The sequence below is a fragment of the Polaribacter marinus genome, assembly GCF_022662535.1.
GTDB lineage: Bacteria > Bacteroidota > Bacteroidia > Flavobacteriales > Flavobacteriaceae > Polaribacter > Polaribacter marinus.
The window spans coordinates 39,517-57,758 of sequence record NZ_JAKQYM010000003.1 but is presented as its reverse complement, the minus strand read 5'-3'; the positions used below and the strand labels follow the sequence as shown (position 1 = coordinate 57,758).

18 protein-coding genes are annotated in these 18,242 nt (G+C 29.7%); 1 reads left to right on the top strand and 17 read right to left on the bottom strand.

What is annotated here, in order from left to right; all coding sequences use genetic code 11:
• Positions 1 to 135 precede the first annotated feature (135 nt).
• From MC378_RS05395 to MC378_RS05320, 16 genes are all read right to left on the bottom strand, one after another.
• The gene (locus tag MC378_RS05395) at positions 136 to 1,593 is read right to left on the bottom strand and encodes an NAD(P)/FAD-dependent oxidoreductase (protein WP_242177711.1); all 1,458 of its coding nucleotides are present in this window, start codon (positions 1,591 to 1,593) and stop codon (positions 136 to 138) included.
• A gap of 152 nt (positions 1,594 to 1,745) precedes the next feature.
• Complete coding sequence (locus tag MC378_RS05390) at positions 1,746 to 2,867, bottom strand: ABC transporter permease (protein ID WP_242177710.1); 1,122 nt, start codon at positions 2,865 to 2,867, stop codon at positions 1,746 to 1,748.
• Positions 2,868 to 3,014: 147 nt separating this feature from the next.
• Entirely contained in the window at positions 3,015 to 4,121 is a 1,107-nt protein-coding gene (locus MC378_RS05385; protein WP_242177709.1) for an ABC transporter permease, read from the bottom strand.
• A gap of 89 nt (positions 4,122 to 4,210) precedes the next feature.
• Positions 4,211 to 4,939 (bottom strand): ABC transporter ATP-binding protein, encoded by a 729-nt coding sequence (locus MC378_RS05380; RefSeq protein ID WP_242177708.1) that lies wholly within the window; start codon positions 4,937 to 4,939, stop codon positions 4,211 to 4,213.
• A gap of 71 nt (positions 4,940 to 5,010) precedes the next feature.
• Positions 5,011 to 5,913, bottom strand: a complete 903-nt coding sequence (locus MC378_RS05375; RefSeq protein ID WP_242177707.1) for an ABC transporter ATP-binding protein — start codon at positions 5,911 to 5,913, stop codon at positions 5,011 to 5,013.
• A complete protein-coding gene (locus MC378_RS05370) occupies positions 5,914 to 6,807 on the bottom strand; it encodes an HlyD family secretion protein (protein WP_242177706.1) in 894 nt (297 codons plus the stop codon).
• An 11-nt stretch (positions 6,808 to 6,818) separates the two neighbouring features.
• Positions 6,819 to 8,072, bottom strand: coding sequence for a TolC family protein (locus MC378_RS05365; protein ID WP_242177705.1), 1,254 nt, complete (start codon positions 8,070 to 8,072; stop codon positions 6,819 to 6,821).
• Between the two features lies 1 nt (position 8,073).
• The gene (locus MC378_RS05360) at positions 8,074 to 8,685 is read right to left on the bottom strand and encodes a TetR/AcrR family transcriptional regulator (protein WP_242177704.1); all 612 of its coding nucleotides are present in this window, start codon (positions 8,683 to 8,685) and stop codon (positions 8,074 to 8,076) included.
• Between the two features lie 82 nt (positions 8,686 to 8,767).
• The gene (locus tag MC378_RS05355; RefSeq protein WP_242177703.1) at positions 8,768 to 9,064 is read right to left on the bottom strand and encodes a hypothetical protein; all 297 of its coding nucleotides are present in this window, start codon (positions 9,062 to 9,064) and stop codon (positions 8,768 to 8,770) included.
• Positions 9,065 to 9,084: 20 nt separating this feature from the next.
• The gene (gene cydB / locus MC378_RS05350; protein WP_242177702.1) at positions 9,085 to 10,161 is read right to left on the bottom strand and encodes a cytochrome d ubiquinol oxidase subunit II; all 1,077 of its coding nucleotides are present in this window, start codon (positions 10,159 to 10,161) and stop codon (positions 9,085 to 9,087) included.
• 3 nt (positions 10,162 to 10,164) lie between these two features.
• Positions 10,165 to 11,499, bottom strand: a complete 1,335-nt coding sequence (locus MC378_RS05345) for a cytochrome ubiquinol oxidase subunit I (protein ID WP_242177701.1) — start codon at positions 11,497 to 11,499, stop codon at positions 10,165 to 10,167.
• Positions 11,500 to 11,607: 108 nt separating this feature from the next.
• The gene (locus MC378_RS05340) at positions 11,608 to 12,327 is read right to left on the bottom strand and encodes a peroxiredoxin (protein WP_242177700.1); all 720 of its coding nucleotides are present in this window, start codon (positions 12,325 to 12,327) and stop codon (positions 11,608 to 11,610) included.
• A gap of 136 nt (positions 12,328 to 12,463) precedes the next feature.
• On the bottom strand, positions 12,464 to 13,048 hold the full coding sequence (locus MC378_RS05335) for a TPMT family class I SAM-dependent methyltransferase (protein WP_242177699.1): 585 nt from the start codon (positions 13,046 to 13,048) through the stop codon (positions 12,464 to 12,466).
• 76 nt (positions 13,049 to 13,124) lie between these two features.
• Positions 13,125 to 13,418: a thioredoxin gene (gene trxA / locus MC378_RS05330; protein WP_242177698.1), complete on the bottom strand. Its 294-nt coding sequence runs from the start codon at positions 13,416 to 13,418 to the stop codon at positions 13,125 to 13,127.
• 13 nt (positions 13,419 to 13,431) lie between these two features.
• A complete protein-coding gene (locus MC378_RS05325; protein WP_242177697.1) occupies positions 13,432 to 14,388 on the bottom strand; it encodes a Tll0287-like domain-containing protein in 957 nt (318 codons plus the stop codon).
• A gap of 53 nt (positions 14,389 to 14,441) precedes the next feature.
• Positions 14,442 to 15,074 carry a Crp/Fnr family transcriptional regulator gene (locus MC378_RS05320; protein WP_242177696.1) on the bottom strand — a complete coding sequence of 211 codons (633 nt, stop codon included), beginning with the start codon at positions 15,072 to 15,074 and terminating at the stop codon, positions 14,442 to 14,444.
• A gap of 187 nt (positions 15,075 to 15,261) precedes the next feature.
• Here MC378_RS05320 and MC378_RS05315 point away from each other — a divergent pair, with 187 nt between their 5' ends.
• Positions 15,262 to 18,003: an outer membrane beta-barrel protein gene (locus MC378_RS05315; protein ID WP_242177695.1), complete on the top strand. Its 2,742-nt coding sequence runs from the start codon at positions 15,262 to 15,264 to the stop codon at positions 18,001 to 18,003.
• 59 nt (positions 18,004 to 18,062) lie between these two features.
• On the opposite strand, the gene MC378_RS15380 is transcribed toward MC378_RS05315, so the two are convergent.
• Entirely contained in the window at positions 18,063 to 18,197 is a 135-nt protein-coding gene (locus MC378_RS15380) for a hypothetical protein (RefSeq protein ID WP_274704105.1), read from the bottom strand.
• Positions 18,198 to 18,242 lie beyond the last annotated feature (45 nt).

The following is an 18,242-nucleotide window of genomic DNA, read 5'->3' as shown; positions in this document are numbered from 1 at the left end:
ATTATATTTTTAAATAAGAAATCTATCTTTTTATCTGATAATTATTTAGGAATCTGTTTCGTTTGATTCCTACTCTGGAATCTACTTAGTTTAGTTTGATTCCTATTCTGGAATCTACTTAGTTTAGTTTGATTCCTATTCTGGAATCAACCACCAAAATGGTTTCATTTTTGCCTTATAAATAAAAGCATAGTGTAATGCTAATTTTAACCAATGTCCTGCTAAACCAATATCTCCAAAGGTTTTCCCTAACTGTCTTCCTTGTGTTTTTGGATATTTTTCATAATCAGGAACAATAGGATACGTTGTAATACTTACACCACTACCTGTTGTCATTCCAAAACCAGCAGAAGCAATACAAGCAGCTCCCATATTTCCTAAACTTCCTTTATGATTTAAAGTTTCTTTTCCGTTTTTTATAGAGTCTATAATATTATCTGCAACAATTTTTGCCGTAATACCCGATGGCATTCCTGTACGTGGAGGAGCAGGACAAATATCGGTTCCGTTTTTACTTTTTCTAGGTTTAGAAATAGCGTGTGGAGGTGCAAATGCAATTCCTGGTGCAAAAATATTTTTATAATTTGGATTCTGATACGTCTCTGGCCAATCTTTAACAGACCATTCTTCGTATGGTTTTGATGTATAATCTGCATCTACAATCATAAAACCTTTAAAGAGTTTTCCTGTGATATCATTTTCATTTTTATCATAAGCCTTAAACCCATGACCAGAAAATGATGGAATTAACATAGCAAAATCATAGGTTTCTGACTTTTGTTCTCCTTCTAAATTTTCATAATGCGCAACACCATCTTCTATCTTATTAACTCCAGCTCCAAGTATCCACTTAATATCTCTATCTTCAAAAATCATTTCAATCATTTCATGAGATTTCATCGTCAAGCTTCCATAACTCAACAACATTCCATCCATTCCAAAATCGCCTAATTGATATTCATTAGAAATCCAAGTAACCTCAGCCATATCTCGTACATTATGTCTGCGTAATTCTTTCTCTACATTTAAAATATACTCAAAAGCAGCGCCTTGACAAGTTGACTTTGCATGCCCGGTACCGATTAAAATTTTCGCTTTCTTACCAGCTTTCATTTCTTCAATAACTTTACGCAAACCTTCCCAGGCATGATCTGCATGCGTATAAGTACATACAGAATAAGCTTTATTTTTACCAGGAATTAAACCTTCTGTTGCCTCAAAATTTAACTTCGGACCCGTTGCATTAATCAGATAATCGTAAGTTACTTTTTCTTGACTCCCTTTATTTTCTCCAACAACATATTCTGATAAAACGTAAGGTTTCTCTTCCGTTTTATCTCCTTCAGGAAAAAATGAAATTGCTTTTGCTTGCTTAAATTGAATTCCTTTTCTTTTATATAAAGGAGCTAATGGAAACAATATTTTTTCGGATTTCATTCTTCCTATTCCAACCCAAATATTAGATGGAATCCACTGATAATTACTGTTAGGTGAAACAACAACAACTTCGTGTTTTTTTGACAATTTTCTACGTAAATGTGTGGCTGCTACATGGCCAGAAATTCCAGCCCCTAAAATGACAATTTTAGACATTTTTTTGTGGTTTTATGTTTTTAAATCAGTTCAATAACTAAGGGTAAAAAATTACCTATCAATTTGACTATAGGCAAGATAAACATCTTAATTACACTGTAAAGGTTGTTATTTTGTAAGAGCTATACAGTAACTTTTGTTACACAAATTTTTTAATTTGTTTTCTTGTAACTCCACACGGCTAAACCGTTCATTATAAAAGCATAAAATGCTGTTTTTAACAACTGTGGAAGAATGTCATTAATGTCAGAACCTTTTAACATCACCATACGCATTACTTGCACAAAATATTTTATTGGATTAAATTCTGTAATGGTTTGCGCCCATTTTGGCATACTTTCAATGGGCGTAAATAAACCACTCATTAAAATAAAAATAACAGTAAAAAACCAAGCGATAAACATGGCTTGTTGCTGGGTATCTGTAAAATTAGAAATAAATAAACCAATGCCTAAGATCACCAAAATATAAATGGAAGTATAGAAATACATTAATGGTAAACTACCAATCATAGGAACATTAAATATGAGTTTTGCTAAGAGTAAACCAACAGTTAATAAACCCATACCTATTAGCCAAAAGGGAAAGAGTTTTCCGATAATAAACTGACTCTTTTTAATTGGTGTTACGTTAATTTGCTCTAAGGTTCCGATTTCTTTTTCTCTAACGATATTCATTCCCGACAGAAACAAAGTAATCATTGTAACCAACAAAACCAATATCCCTGGAACCATAAATGTTTTATAATTTAAGGTTTTGTTATACCAAAACAAAGGAATCGTTTCTATACGAATAGCTTGCATTTGTTTATCAGAAACTTGTAAAACATCTACTTTTATATTTTGATTAAAACCTTGTACAATTTGTGTAACATATACATTTTCTACACCTGCTGCTGCGCCATCTATAGCATTAATACTAACTCCTAAACTATTGTGCTTTTCTTTTTGTAAATCTCTTTCAAAATACTGCGGAATTTGCAAAACAACATCTACTTCTCCATTTAACATTGCAGCACTTGCCAATGCTTCTGAAGAAAAATTGGTTAAAACATTAAAATAAGTAGATGCATTAAATTTTTCGACCAAGTCACGAGATGTTGATGTATGATCGTTATCAATATAACCAAATTTGATATTTTTTACTTCAAAAGTAGCCGCATTTGATAAAATTACTAGCTGTAATAATGGCAACACAAAAATGATAGGAAGCATGCCTTTATTTCTAAAGATTTGCTTAAATTCTTTTTGTATGATGTATAGTATTGTTTTCATATATTTAAAAGAATAAAGAGAATAGAGCAAAGAATAAAGACATTCTAGTATCGTCTAATATTTTCTCTAACCACTATGATTTATTATCTAAATTTTATTTTTGTATTTAACTGAATACTGCTACTCTTTACTGAGCCTGCAAACTGTTTACTCTAATCTAATTTTATATTTCTTTACACTTAATGCAATAAAAAAGATAGTCATTCCTAATAAAATAAAAGTTTCTTTCCAGATATATTGCAGCCCTACACCTTTTAGCATAATCCCTTTTATAATGATGATAAACCATTTTGCTGGTATAATATTACTAATCACTTGCAATGGTAGTGGCATGCTTGATATTGGAAAAATAAAACCCGATAATAGAATTACAGGAAGCATAAGTCCCATTAATGAAATCATCATGGCTGTTTGTTGTGTTGCTGAAATGGTAGAAATTAAAATACCTAAAGCCAAAGCACTAATTATAAAAAGAATGCTTTCTAAACCTAATAAAAACAAACTTCCTTGAACGGGCATCTTAAAAATAAAGATACTTAGCAAAACAATAACAACAGCATTAATTACAGATAAAAATATGTATGGAAATACTTTACCCACAATTACCTGAATGGGTTTTATTGGAGATACTAAAAGAATTTCCATGGTTCCTAATTCTTTTTCTTTTGTAATAGAAATAGAAGTCATCATTGCAGAAACTAACATTAAAATAATAGTCATTACACCTGGAACAAACATGTATACACTTTTTAATTCGGGGTTATAAACCATTCTTGTTTGCGGTACAATTTGATAAGGAATACTAATGTTTTTGTTCAATTCTTTTTGATATTGTATTAAAATCGCATTGACATAATTACTTATCGTATTTGCTGTATTTGGATCTGTAGCATCTGTGATAATTTGCAGGTTTGCTTTGTGATTTTTAATTAAGTTTTTACTAAAATCTTTCTCAAAATTTAAAACAGCTTTTACCTTTCCTTTCTTAAAAACAGATTCAATATCAGACTCTTTGTTAATAAATTGATTGATGCTGAAGTATTTTGAAGCTGAAATTTTATGGATAATTTCTTCTGTTGTTGCATCTTTGGAATGATCTAAAACAGCAATATCTATATTATTAATTTCATTGGTAATAGCAAACCCAAATAGCATAATTTGAGCAATTGGCATCCCAAATAAGATAAACAACGAGCGTCTATCTCTAAAAATATGATAGAATTCTTTTTTTATAAAGCCTATAAATCTTTTCATTTCCTTTAAATTATTACACTGAGATTCAAAGAGAACTCACTGAAATTCGTTGAGTTTTTTTTCTAATTACTGAGATTGAATACTATTTCTCATCCTCTAGCTAATTTTAAAAACACATCATTCATATTTGTAACATTAAATTGTTGCTTAAGCTTTTTTGGAGTATCTAAAGCTTCAATTTTTCCGTTTACCATAATAGAAACACGATCACAATATTCTGCTTCATCCATATAATGCGTAGTTACAAAAACAGTTGTTCCTTGATGCGCTGCTTTATAAATTAACTCCCAAAACTGACGTCGAGTAATTGGATCTACGCCTCCCGTAGGTTCATCTAAAAACACAATTTTAGGATCATGAAGTAAAGACACCGAAAAAGATAATTTTTGTTTCCATCCCAATGGTAATGAACCTACCAATTTCTTAGCAACACTTTCTAAACCTAATTCTTCTATTAAAGTTGCCGATTTTTCTTTTATTCGTTTTCTAGATAAACCATAAATTCCACCAAAGAATGTAATGTTTTCTTTCACCGTTAAATCGTCATACAAAGCAAATTTCTGACTCATATAACCAATGTTTTTTTTAATATCTTCGGCTTGCTTATATACATCTAATCCTGCAACGTTCGCTTTTCCTGAAGTTGGATTAGAAATCCCAATTAGCATTTTCATTGCTGTTGTTTTTCCTGCACCATTGGCTCCTAGAAAACCAAATATTTCTCCTTTTTCAACTTCAAAAGAAATGGCATTTACTGCTGTAAAATCGCCAAACATTTTGGTTAAGTTTTGAACTTCGATGACATTGTTATTATTCATTTAGTTTGTTTTTATCTCATTAAGTGCAGTAGAGATTACTTATTTGTGTTTCACCACACTCTAACAGACATTTATTTTGCTAATTCCATAAAGGTATCTTCAATGGTTGGTTTCGTTTCTTCAATTTCTATAGATGATAAATTTTTAGATTCTAAATAGACTTCTAAATCTTTCGAATTAAAATCCATTCTACTGTCTGTATAATGTACAAACTCTCCAAAAGGATACACACTATGATTGTACTTATAATCATTTAAAGCATTTATGAGTTGATACATTTTATTTGCTTTTACGTTATAAATCTGTTTAGGATAATGCTTTACAATAGCTTGAGGTGTATCAATCTCTAAGATTTCTCCATCTTGAATTAAGGCAATTCTATCGCACAAAGCAGCTTCATCCATATACGGTGTAGAAACCAAAATAGTAATGCCTTTTTGCTGCAATCTTTTTAGCATTTCCCAAAATTCTTTTCGAGAAACAGGATCAACTCCAGTAGTTGGCTCGTCTAAAAACAATACTTTGGGTTTGTGTATTAATGCACAACATAGCGCAAGCTTTTGTTTCATTCCTCCAGACAATTTCCCTGCTCTTCTGTTTTTAAATGGCTCTATTTGAACATAAATATCTTTAATTAAATCGTAATTTTCATCTATAGTCGTTCCAAAAATAGTGGCGAAAAACTCTAAATTTTCTTCAACCGTTAAATCTTGATATAAAGAAAATTTTCCAGGCATATAGCCTACACTTTTTCGAATACTTTTATACTCTGAAACGACATCAAAATCGGCAACCTTTGCTGAGCCTTCATTGGCAATTAAAAGGGTAGTTAAAATTCTAAAAAGGGTGGTTTTTCCTGCTCCATCAGGACCTATTAAACCAAAAAGCTCTCCCGATTTTACATCAAAAGAAATGTTTTTTAATGCATTTACTTTTTTGTACGATTTTGATATATTAGAAATTATAATGCTCATTTATTTTTGAGTTAACCACATTTCTGCTGGCATGCCAATTTTTAAACTTCCATCATTTTTTACATTCACTTTTACTGCGTATACTAAAGCCACACGTTCTTCTTTTGTTTGAATAATTTTAGGTGTAAATTCTGCTTCTGAAGCAATCCAACTTACAATTCCTTCAAAAGATTTCATCTCTTCTGAAGCATCAATTTTAACGGTTACTTTTTCACCAATTTTAATTTTTGACAATTGCGTTTCACTAATATAAACACGCAATTGTAGGGTACTTAAATCGGCAATTTTATAAAGTGGTTTTCCAAAAGCAGTAATTTCATTTGGCTCTGCATATTTAGTTAAAACGGTTCCATTTACAGGATTGATAATTTTACTTTTTTGAATTTGATCATCAATTTGTTTTAATTGAACATCTATCGCTTTTAATTCGTTAACCACAGGTGCATTTTGTATTTCTACACTTCTAATCTGACTTTTAATTATATCTATTTCACCAGAAATGTCATCTAATTGTTTTTGAGTACCTGCCTTATCTTTAATTAAACTTACAATTCTATTTTTATTGATTGTAGCCGTTTTCAATTTTGACTTTAATACTGAAATCTGAGATAAAACACCTTTAGATTTTGAGCTAATAATTTCTTTAGAAACCAACAATTGTTCTTTCTTTAAAGCTAATTGCAAAGTATCTATAAAACCCACAAATTGATTTTTTTTAAGCACATCTCCTTCTTCCACATTAAACTGAATTAGTTTTCCATTATTTTCTGCTGAAATAGTGATTTCTGTTGCTTCAAAATTCCCATAACCATCTGCTCTTCCATTATCTTTTCCACAGGAAAACAAACTAAAAATCATGATGCTTATTCCTAATATGTATTGGTGATTTTTCATTTTTAAAATATTTATTGTCCTTTTATTATATTATAATTTTCCTTTGCTAATTGTGCTTGAATTTTATGCTGTAACAAGATGTTTTCTGCTTCAAATAAATTGGTGAATTCAGTAATATAAACTGACGATGTTATTACTCCGTTTTTAAGTTGTGCGTCTAAGGTTTTTAATACCTTTTTACGAAGACGTATAATCTCTTGATCGGAATTGATAAAAGCCGAAACCTTCTCTATTTCCTTTTGTTGCTTATTTAAAGCGATGGTGGTGTTTAACTTAAAAACTTCGGTTTCATTTTCTATGACATCTTTATGAATTGCTAATGACTGTTGTTGTTTTTTGTTGGTGTTCCAATCAAATACATTCCAATGTAATTTAACCCCAACAGTATAAAATGAATGAAATGAATTATCGAGCATATTTAACCCAGGATTTCCATATCCGCCCGTAAAAAAACCATTTAGTTTTACAGAATTTTGTTTAGAAACGAAAGCTTCTTGTGCTGTAATTTCTTCTTTTTTAAGTTGAAACAAATCTAATTCTGGTCTTGTAATCTCTGTGTCTAACCGCGTTGTAATTAAGGGGATTTCTAATTTTACATCAGAATCAAAAGGTTGACCAATGAAACTAAAAAGAGTTTCTATTAAAGATAATTTCCTATTCTCAACCTCTATAAATTGTTGGTTAATTTTCAACAATTCTGCTTCTAAAACACTGTCTGAAGCAGGTAGTAAAACTCCATGTTTTATACCCGATTTTACTTCTTTTAATTTTGTCTTTAATTGATTTTTTTTAACTTCTAATAATTTAAACGTTTCTTGCGTTAATAAAATTGAAAAATACAATTGATTAATTTGCATTTTTAATTGATAAATATTGGTTTCAATACTTTTCTTTTTTGTTTTTAATTCGGCTGTTTTTACTTTTAAATTCGCAGTAGTTGCACCTCCGTTAAAAATTAATTGATTTATAGAAACAGTTGCACGATATTGATCTTTGTTTAAAGGCGTTATACTAGACATTGCCACAGGAAATTCCATTACTTCAGACTGGTATGTTGCTTGTGCATCTAAACTAATTTGTGGTAATTTTGAATTTGTAATGATGCTGTTATCTATTTGGTTTTGATTTTCTAACAACTGATGTTGTTTTACCAAAGGATAATTAGTTTCTAACAAATTATAACACTCTTTTAATGTTAAAACTTCTTGGGCAAATACACCAAGACTCACAAATGTTAGTATTAAAATGAATCCTATTTTTTTCATCTTATATTTTTATTGAATTGATTATAAAATTGGCTACTTCTGTTTTACGTTCTTCTACTATCTTTTGATATTCCTCATCGCTTACTTTAATTAAATTTTGTAATAAGGGTTTAGCAACAAAAGGAAATACATTTAACGACATGATGTTGATAAATAATTGTGGCGCGCTTATCTTTTTTATAAAACCTTTATCTACTTCATCATCTACTTGCTTTTTAAACTTTTCAAGATTTGGAAAACTTTTATTTTCTTCCATTTTAAATATAAAACCTGGGTTTCTATTCAATTCTTGAATAATAAAATTTGGCAAATAAGGATGCTTCTCAATAAACGAAATATAGTTTGATGAAAATTTTCTTATCTTTTCTTCTATCGATGAATCATCGTTTAAAATTGTATTTAACTGAGGAGCCAATAATGAAAACGCATTTTTAAAAACTGCCTCAAAAAGCAATTGTTTACTTCTATAATAATAATGAAGCATCGCTTTGTTAATCCCGGCTTCATTTGCAATTTCTTGCATGCGCGCACCATCCATACCTTTGGTTTGAAAAATGCGTTTTGCAGCTTCTAATATTTGAACTTCTGTATTTTCGTCTTTCTTTTTTTTCATCACCAACTAAATAGTTTAACCAAATGGTTAACAAATATACAAAAAATAATCAAACACTATAAATGCTTGATTATTTTTCTACTTATTTATTCATTTTTGTAATCAGCCATTTTGCAAAAATTAATCCCAATACACCACCTAAAAAAGAAACAAGCATATTAATAGAAAACAAAACGACATTTAAGCTTCCTGTTTTCATGATTGTCATCGGATCAAAACCCAATCTACTAAACATTTTTATAAAAAAAATACTTCCAAAAATACCTGTAATGGTATTTCCTATAAATTGTAATGAGAATTTCTTTTTAAAAACACCTAAAAAATTTGCTCCCATCATTCCAACAAAAATACTAATGATTGCAATAAGTGTATCTGTCATAATATAAAATATTACATAAACTAATGCTCTCCGTAGCCAACATCATCCATTTTTCCTTTAAACACCCTATATTGAATTACCATATAAACAGCAACTAAAACTACTGCAATTGCAAACCAATAAACACCAATTGAAAGTCCATATTCATCTGCAGCAACATTATATAAAGTCAAATCTGGATTGATATTATTGGTTGAGGGCAATACTTTTGGAAAAATTGAGGCCACTGTAGATGTCAATCCACCTAACAAAAACAAAGAACTAAACAAAAATCCTTTACCATGTTGTTGAAACGACCTTACTTTGAATAACCCAAATAACCCCGTAAAAGTGATGATTGGAAAAATAAACAGCCAAGGTTTATCTAAAAAGTTATGAAATGGTTTTGGTTCTATGATATGCCAAACTAAAAGAGAAATAATTACCAAACCTAACAGCACAAAATTGAGATTAAAAACAACCTTTTTTAATTTTTCATTAATGTCTGAATTTGTTTTAAAAATAATCCAATTGGCACCATGAATCGTTAAAGCTACAACTCCAATTATACCTAATAAAACGGTAAACCAATCTAAAATACCCAATTGTTCCGCTTGTGGACTAAACGTTGGATTCCAAAGTGGCAAAAAGAAATAATGTGCTTCATGCGTAGATACGCCTTCAACCACATTCCCTAGGTTTACACCTCTAACAACGTTTCCTAAAGCAACTCCGAAGAAGAGAGCAAGTAAAAAACTAGAAATCCCAAATGCTTTATCCCAAATGCTTTCCCACATTTTATTCTGAATTTGCCCACGGAGTTCCAACCCAATAGCTCTAAAAATTAGCAACCATAAAATCATTATTAAGGGCAAATAAAACCCACTAAAAGAGGATGCGTATAAGGTTGGAAATGCAAAAAACAATACACCTCCAGCAGCAATTAACCAAACTTCATTGGCATCCCAAAAAGGGCCAATAGCATTGGTAATTGCCTTTTTATCTTTTTCAGTTTTCGCAAAAAATAAATGAATAATTCCTGCACCAAAATCATAACCATCTAAAATTACATAAATAGCTAACATGGTCATTAAAACGATATACCAAAATAATTCCATAATTTATTCGTGTTTTTCTAGTTCTGGACCTTTGTTAATAATTTTTCCTGCTAACATTAAAAATAACATTCCTAAAAGCAGATATAAACCAATAAAGCCTAATAATGTAAATAATGTATTTCCTGATGAAACCGTTGGTGATGCTCCTTCTGAAGTTCTTAATAAATTATAAACCAACCAAGGTTGTCTTCCTAATTCTGCAGTATACCAACCTGTAGTATTGGCAATGTAAGGAAATGGCAACATAAACATCAATACCCATAAAATCCATTTTGTTTTGTATAATTTTCTTCGAAATAATTGCACAGCAGCCAAAAGCATTAAACCAATAAAAATAGTTCCTAACCCTACCATAATATGATAAGCATAATACAAACCAGGAACATTGGTTGGATGTACACTTTCGTCAAATTCATTTAGACCTTTAATTTCTGCATTCCAATCTTGATAGGTTAAAAAGCTTAAAATATTGGGAACTGCAATTTTATTATCTAATTTTTTCTCTAACATGTTTGGTTGCCCAATCAATACGATTTCAGAACCTCCGGTTTCAGTTTCAAAAATTCCTTCCATCGCTGCAAAAGTTGCTGGTTGATGTTTTACTACGTTTTTAGCAGCTAAATCTCCTGTTGGAAAAGCCACTAATAAACTAGAAATTAAGCCAAATATAACTCCTGTTTTTATAAATAATTTTCCGAATTCGTGATGCTTATTATTTAACAGATAAAAAGCTCCAATACCTGCAACTACAAAAGAAGATGTAACTAAAGAAGCTGCTTGATTATGGAGATAAGAAGGCAATAACCAAGGGTTAGAAAATAATGCTCCAAAATTATTTAGAACAAATTTTCCATTTTCTAAAATTTCGTACCCTACAGGATATTGCATCCAAGAATGAGTTGCAATAATTAAATATCCACTTGCCCAAGAACCTAAAAAGACGAGAAAACCTGTTAAAAAATGGAGTTTATGACCTAAGAGTTTTTCTCCAAACAAAAAGAGTCCTAAAAAGGACGATTCTAAAAAGAAGGAAAACATACCTTCCATGGCTAAAGTTTGCCCAATAATACCTCCTGTAAGCTCAGAAAACTTCGCCCAATTGGTACCAAACTGAAACTCCATGGGAATACCTGTTACCACTCCCATAGCAAAATTAAGTGCAAAAATCTTCATCCAGAATTTTGCAGCATTGTTATATTTTTCAATTTTTGTTCTGAGAAACTTCCATTTAAAGTAAACGATCAATAAGGATAACCCCATCGTTAATTGTGGAAATAAATAATGAAAAGTGATTGTAAATGCAAACTGCATTCTATCATAAAATAGCATATCTTCCATATCCTGATATTTTAGAGCATAAAAATACTAAAATCTATATAATTCAAATGTAACATTTATTACAAAAAAAAACCTCTAATTGAGGTTTTTATCATTTTTAGACACTTTTTATTTTTTAAGTATTTCTTTAAAAACTAAATCTTTATCTAATTTTTTAGTGCAAAAAAACCAATCTTTACAATCTAAATTATCTGTAGCAGTCATTCTTTCTTCCGCTACTCCACAAGACCCTGCTGGAGACACAATAACATCATCACCAGGATTCCAATCTGCTGGAGTTGCTACATTAAATTTATCTGAAGTTTGCATCGCTATTAAAGCTCTATATAACTCATCAAAATTACGTCCTAAACTTAAAGGGTAATAAATTATAGCACGAACTGTTTCTTCTGGATCTACAAAGAAAACAGCTCTAACTGCTTGTGTTTTGCTTTCTCCTGGTTGAATCATCCCATACTTTTTGGCAACATTCATAGAAATATCTTCGATTAAAGGAAACTTAACTTCTATGTTTTTCATTCCATTAAACTCAATTTTATCTTTAATGGTTCTTAACCATGCAATATGGCTATACAAACCATCTATTGACAAACCAATTAAATTACAATTTGCTTTTTTAAATTTTTCTTCTAAATGAGCAAAAGTCATAAATTCTGATGTACAAACAGGAGTAAAATCTGCAGGATGACTAAATAAAATAGACCATTCTCCTTTATAATCCGAAGGAAAATTAATTTCACCTTGTGTTGTTGTTGCTGTAAATTCTGGTGCTTTATCACCAATTCTTGGCATTGTAAAAACTTCTTGTTGTTGTTGTGTTGTTTCCATAATTACTTATTTTAAACTATTGCATTAATCTATACCATAAAGATAAAGCTATAAAATAAATCTATTTGAAACTTTTGTTACACAACACCTTTTTTAAAGTCTACTAAGAATTGCAATAAATAAGGAACAATTTATTTCATTCTTTTTTCTGAACCTGAAAAAACAACTCTAAACCTTGTCTAGATTTAATTGAATTGTATGCTTCTTCCATTAGTTTAATATCGAAATAAGGTTTAAAAATTTCTAAATATTCTTTTTTATGTCCTCCAAAAGGAGGGTGATCTTCATTTAGTTTTGCGTTAAAAAGCAATCCAACTAACTTTCCTTTTTCTATTAATAAATCTTTTATTTTTGAAGCATAATTTTTTCTTAAATCAGGATCAATTGCACAAAAAAATGTTTGTTCTATCACCAAGTCAAAAGTAATATTCAAATCAAAAAAATTAGCATGAATAAGTTGTGATGATGGAAAACTTGGGACTCTTTTTTTAATATTATTTAATGCCGTTATTGACAGGTCTACAACAAAAACATTTGTAAATCCTTTATTAAAAAGATATTCTGCTTCGTAAGAATTACCTCCACCAGGGATCAAAATTTTTATTTGTTTGTTCTTTAATTGGTTAAAATACGTTTTTAAAGGTGGAGAAATTTCACCTAAATCCCAACCAATTTTATTGTTTTTATATTTATTATCCCAAAAACCTTCTGTTAAATTCATCCTTAAACTTTTCCTTATTAAATAAAAAATCACCTGTAAAAAACAAGTGATTTTCTAACTACTATTAAAAAACTAACTAAAAACTATTAATGATTGAAACTAAATCTTTTTTTTGAACAACTCCAGATTGTCTCCAAACTTGTTTGCCATTCTTAAAAAGCAGTAGAGTTGGAACCCCTTTTACTTGATATTTTGCTGCTAAAGGTTGATTTTTATCAACATCTATTTTAATAATAGACACCTTTTCTCCTAAAGTATCTTTTACTTCTTTTAAAACTGGGCTCATCATTTTACAGGGTCCGCACCATTCTGCAAAAAAGTCTACTAATACGGGTTTTTCTTGATTAATAATCTCTAAAAACTTACTCATGCCAAAATTATTTTTATTTGTTAAATGTAATACTCCAAATTCCTCTAACTTGATTCTCTTTGTAACCTGTAGCTAAATCCTTAGGATACATTTTTTTTATTTCTGCAAATGTTTCTGCTTTTATGTCTGATGTTGGTTTACCATGACACTGTAAACACATACTATTTGTTTTAATTGGATAATAAAATTTTACATTCTCTGCAGATGTTACAACAATGGGTTCTGATTCTTTTTTTGATTTAACATCTTCTTTAAAAATAGCAATGTATTCTTGTTCTTTAGCATTTGCCAAATTTTTAATATTTCTAGGTTTGTCTGAAACTCTTTTAATGTTTGCATTATGTACAACCGACATACTATCTGTTAAGGGATATGCTTTTACATTGCAAAACTTTAACGCAGCCAAAGTGCCTTCTTTTTGGATCTTACCCATTAAGTTTTTTCCTAAAACCGTTTTTGTTGTTAATGCATAATTTAAACCTCTTTCAGAATATGATTCCTTATTATTAGCTTCTTGAGGGTTTTGATTGTTTTTATTAAAATGATCTTCAACTCCTTTTGGAGTTTCAATTTTATTATCAAACATATATTCTGAAATTTCTTTGATCACTTTTTCTGGAAAAACTTGTTTTGGCATCACACCAAAACGTTTTACAGCTCCAAACATTTTTGCCTTTTCTTTTGCTGGGTTCTTTATCCAATCTTGAATTGATTTTACAAACTGTTCTTTGGTTGTGTTTTCTGAGATATAATGATTTTTAACAGCAATCATCGGAGGAGCAATTCTATTCCCTGTTGTTGTAGATGGGCTATGACAAACATAACAATTTGTTTTCATTAGTTTTTTACCAGGGTGTTCTTGTTCTTTAATTGTGCTAGAAACTTTCTTCTTTTTAGAATAAGAAGGTTTTTGAGAGTCTTTACAACTAAACATAAAAACAAATACAATTAACAACGTAAAGGGTTTCATCTTTTTTTTATTACAAAAATAAGGGCTGTATTATTATTAAACAGTAACTAATGTTACAGTTCTAAAACTTTTATACTATTTCTAAAAAGTTTGATTTTACTTTCATTTTCTAATTTCTTTAACAACCTAGAAATCACAACTCTAGAAGTATGTAGGTCTTCAGAAATTTCTTTATGAGTAACATGTAAAAGATCATCATGAGTAACCATAGCTTTGTCTTTAAGATATTTAAAAAGACGCTCATCCATTTTTAAAAAAGCAATTGTATCTAAAGCTTCTAAAAGTTCATCTAATCTATAATGATAAGTTTGTAAAATATAAGCTTGCCAAGTTTTGTATTTCCCTAACCATTCTGCCATTTTTTCTTTGGGCAACATAATCAACTCTACATTGGTTTCTGCAACAGCTCTAATCTTACTTTTGGTTTGTCCCATGCAACAAGAAAGAGTCATTGCACATGTGTCTCCTTTTTCTAAATAATATAAAACTAACTCTTCTCCATTTTCATCTTCTCTAAGAATCTTAATTGCCCCAGAAATTAATAAAGGCATAGACTTTATATAATCTCCAACTTCTATAATTGTAGAGTCTGCTTTAAATTGTTTTAGCACCCCAATTTCGTTAATTTCATTTATCAGTTCTTCTTCAAAAAGATAAGCAAAATTTAAATCGAATTTATTATTCATACTCTTAAAGCTTTCTATTAAAATATAAATATAAATCATTTAAATCTGATACCGATAACTCTTTTAGCAGTTAGACCTTTAATTTCTTAAAGTTGTGTTAAAAAGAGTGTGAATTCACATTTTTAATTAAACCTTTGCTCAAAAAATTAGTTACACTTACTCAAGTTAAATTTAATCAACCATAATAATGAAGAAAATACTTTTTCTTACTAGCATCCTTTTTAGCTGCATAACTTATTCACAAACGAAAAATTTTGAGATTACAGGAACTATAAAATCTACAGAAGATAATGAGTTCCTAGAATCTGCAACAGTACATACTGAACGATTAAAAGATAGTAGTGTTGTGGCATATACCATTACAAACTCTAAAGGTTATTTTAATGTTTCTGGTAAAACAGCTGATGCTAAAATAAAGTTAGTTGTTTCTTATCTTGGTTTTGAGCCTTACAGCAAAATAATTGATGCAAAAAGTCAAAACATTGGTATTATCAATCTGAAGCCCGCAAATGTATTAGATGCAGTTGTAATTAGATCTACGGCTCCAATAACTATTAAAAAAGATACAGTAGAATTTAATGTAAAATCTTTTAAAACAAAAGCAGATGCTAATGTAGAAGATTTACTAAAAAAACTTCCAGGTGTAGAGGTAGATGCCGAAGGTAATATTACTGTTAATGGAAAATCTGTTAATAAAATATTAGTAAACGGAAAACCTTTTTTTGGTAATGACCCAACAATTACCACTAGAAACCTAACAAAAGATATTATTGAAAAAATCCAAATTACAGATACAAAAACAAATGCACAAGCTTTTTCTGGTGAGGATTCTGATGGAGAAAATAAAACAATAAATCTAACAATTAAAAAAGAAAATAACAAAGGTTACTTTGGTAAAGCTGCAGCAGGAATAGGTACAGATGATCGATATGAATATGCAGGTATGGCAACTCGTTTTCAACAAAGCGAAAGAATTGGGCTTTTAGCAGGTGGAAATAACATAAACTCACCAGGTTTTAGTTTTGGTAATCAGAGATCACAATTTGGTGGAAACAATAGAAGTTTTGGTGGTGGACAAGGTATTGTAACTTCAAACAATTATGGTTTAAACTACATAAACGCATTTGGTAAAGTTTTTGAACTTTCTAGTGACTATTTCTATAAAAACAGTGATTCTGATAATAAAACAACTACAAACAAAGAAACCTTTTTATCTGATGGAACTAGCTTTTTTACAAATTCTAACAACACTTCTTTTAATGAAAGTGATAGTCATGATGCAAGTATCGACTTTGAGATAGAGGTTGACAGTACTTTTAGAATTGATATTGAATCTGATTTTAATGCAGATTTAAATAAAAACACATATACAAGTAATTCTGAAAGTTTTAATAACAGCAACACACTTACCAACGACTCAAATTCTAATTCTATTGCGGATTCTAATATTAAGAAATTTGATAACGAGATAAGTTTAACCAAAAGATTTGGTAGTAAAGGTGCTTTTTTAAGAGTAGAATTAACCGCTAATTTTAGAAAATCTGAAACTGAAGATTTAGTAAAATCTGAGACCAATGTATACGGAACAAATCCAGATCAAATAATCAGAGATCAATATTCTGATGGAAATTCTGATATAAAAGAAATTGGAAGTGAATTTACTTATCGCTTTCCGTTGTTACCTAAACTCTTTTATTTAGATATTGCATATCAATATTCTAACACAAACACACAAAGTAGAAGAAGTACTTTTAATTTTGATCAAATCACTAATGATTACACAGATTTCAGTGACTTATTAAGTACCGATTTCGAATACTTAGATAAAGTTAAAAGGCCTAGCGCAAAATTAGAATTTAGAAATAAAAAATGGTCTACATCTGCTCAAGTAGCCTACGTAAACAGAACTCTTCAAAATAAAGATTATCTAAGGCCACAAACAAATTTAGAAAGAGAGTTTAACAATTTAGAATATGGTATAAATCTAAGATTTAGAAAAGATAGAACAAGTAGCTATCGATTTAGATATAATTTTAGAAATGGTACTCCTTCATTATCTCAATTACAACCATTTAGAGACGAATCTAACCCACTAAATATTGTTACTGGTAACCCAGAATTAAAGCCTACAAAAACACATAGTATTCGTTTTGGAGCCTCTAATTTTAATTGGAAAGAAAGAACTGGTTTTTGGGCTTTTGCAAATGTTACAATAACAAACGATAGAGTTGTTGGAAATACAATTATAGACCCTAATACCCTTATTAGAGAAACTTCTTATGCCAATGTAGATGGTTTTTATAGCATTCAAGGAGGAGGTAGCTATAGTAAAACAAAAAAATGGGAAGATTTTGGTAGTTTAAAATCAGAATTTAGAGTTTTTGGAAACTATAATAAAAACATCAACTTTAACAATGGAGTACAATATTCTAGTAAAACAGCTACTGTTTCTCCAAGGTTTGGTTTTGACTTTATGTGGGACAAAGTATTACAAATTAGACCTTCATATTCAATCTCTTTTAATAAAAACACTTACGATATAGAAAGTTTTAGTGATAAAAACTTTACAAGTCACGATGTTACTATAGAAACTGCTACTTTTTTACCAAAAAAATTAGAATGGCGAAATGACATAAGATATAATTTCAATCCAAATATTGCAGATGGGTTTCAAAAAAGTGCTTGGTTTTGGAATACAACTTTACGTTATTCTATCTTAAAAGATCAAGGAGCTATTGGTATAAAAATTTATGATATATTAAATCAAAATACAAATGCTAGAAGAGTTGCTACAGAAGATTATATTCAAGATTCTTCTAGTACTGTTCTAAAACAATACGCAATGTTAACTTTTACATGGAAATTTAATAGTTTAGGAAAAGCAGGAAAGAAGTTTGAGCCTAAATCTAGAATGAGATACAGAGGTTAATAAACCACTGTACTTAAAACAATAAAAAACCAAGCTTATCATTATAAGCTTGGTTTTTTTTATTCCTTTTTAGCCTTATCGTTACTCATTAATAAATAAACTGCTACAACCAAACCAACAACAACTAAAGCAAAAATACCTATCATAATTGTGCCATTTACCCAAGAAACTAGTGGTGTATTTAAAAAGTTCATAGTATTCTAATTTTAAATTCAAAGCTACAATATAGTTTAAATAAA

Bases quoted from the DNA above. Each gene is read 5' to 3' on its own strand.
- MC378_RS05385 (WP_242177709.1), bottom strand. From the start codon at position 4,121: ATGAAAAGATTTATAGGCTTTATAAAAAAAGAATTCTATCATATTTTT.
- MC378_RS05315 (WP_242177695.1), top strand. From the start codon at position 15,262: ATGAAGAAAATACTTTTTCTTACTAGCATCCTTTTTAGCTGCATAACT.
- cydB (WP_242177702.1), bottom strand. From the start codon at position 10,161: ATGGAATTATTTTGGTATATCGTTTTAATGACCATGTTAGCTATTTAT.
- MC378_RS05365 (WP_242177705.1), bottom strand. From the start codon at position 8,072: ATGAAAAAAATAGGATTCATTTTAATACTAACATTTGTGAGTCTTGGT.
- MC378_RS05375 (WP_242177707.1), bottom strand. From the start codon at position 5,913: ATGAGCATTATAATTTCTAATATATCAAAATCGTACAAAAAAGTAAAT.
- MC378_RS05370 (WP_242177706.1), bottom strand. From the start codon at position 6,807: ATGAAAAATCACCAATACATATTAGGAATAAGCATCATGATTTTTAGT.
- MC378_RS05360 (WP_242177704.1), bottom strand. From the start codon at position 8,685: ATGAAAAAAAAGAAAGACGAAAATACAGAAGTTCAAATATTAGAAGCT.
- MC378_RS05320 (WP_242177696.1), bottom strand. From the start codon at position 15,074: ATGAATAATAAATTCGATTTAAATTTTGCTTATCTTTTTGAAGAAGAA.
- MC378_RS05345 (WP_242177701.1), bottom strand. From the start codon at position 11,499: ATGGAAGATATGCTATTTTATGATAGAATGCAGTTTGCATTTACAATC.
- MC378_RS05335 (WP_242177699.1), bottom strand. From the start codon at position 13,048: ATGAATTTAACAGAAGGTTTTTGGGATAATAAATATAAAAACAATAAA.
- MC378_RS05355 (WP_242177703.1), bottom strand. From the start codon at position 9,064: ATGACAGATACACTTATTGCAATCATTAGTATTTTTGTTGGAATGATG.
- MC378_RS05325 (WP_242177697.1), bottom strand. From the start codon at position 14,388: ATGAAACCCTTTACGTTGTTAATTGTATTTGTTTTTATGTTTAGTTGT.
- MC378_RS05380 (WP_242177708.1), bottom strand. From the start codon at position 4,939: ATGAATAATAACAATGTCATCGAAGTTCAAAACTTAACCAAAATGTTT.
- trxA (WP_242177698.1), bottom strand. From the start codon at position 13,418: ATGAGTAAGTTTTTAGAGATTATTAATCAAGAAAAACCCGTATTAGTA.
- MC378_RS05390 (WP_242177710.1), bottom strand. From the start codon at position 2,867: ATGAAAACAATACTATACATCATACAAAAAGAATTTAAGCAAATCTTT.
- MC378_RS05395 (WP_242177711.1), bottom strand. From the start codon at position 1,593: ATGTCTAAAATTGTCATTTTAGGGGCTGGAATTTCTGGCCATGTAGCA.
- MC378_RS15380 (WP_274704105.1), bottom strand. From the start codon at position 18,197: ATGAACTTTTTAAATACACCACTAGTTTCTTGGGTAAATGGCACAATT.
- MC378_RS05340 (WP_242177700.1), bottom strand. From the start codon at position 12,327: ATGGAAACAACACAACAACAACAAGAAGTTTTTACAATGCCAAGAATT.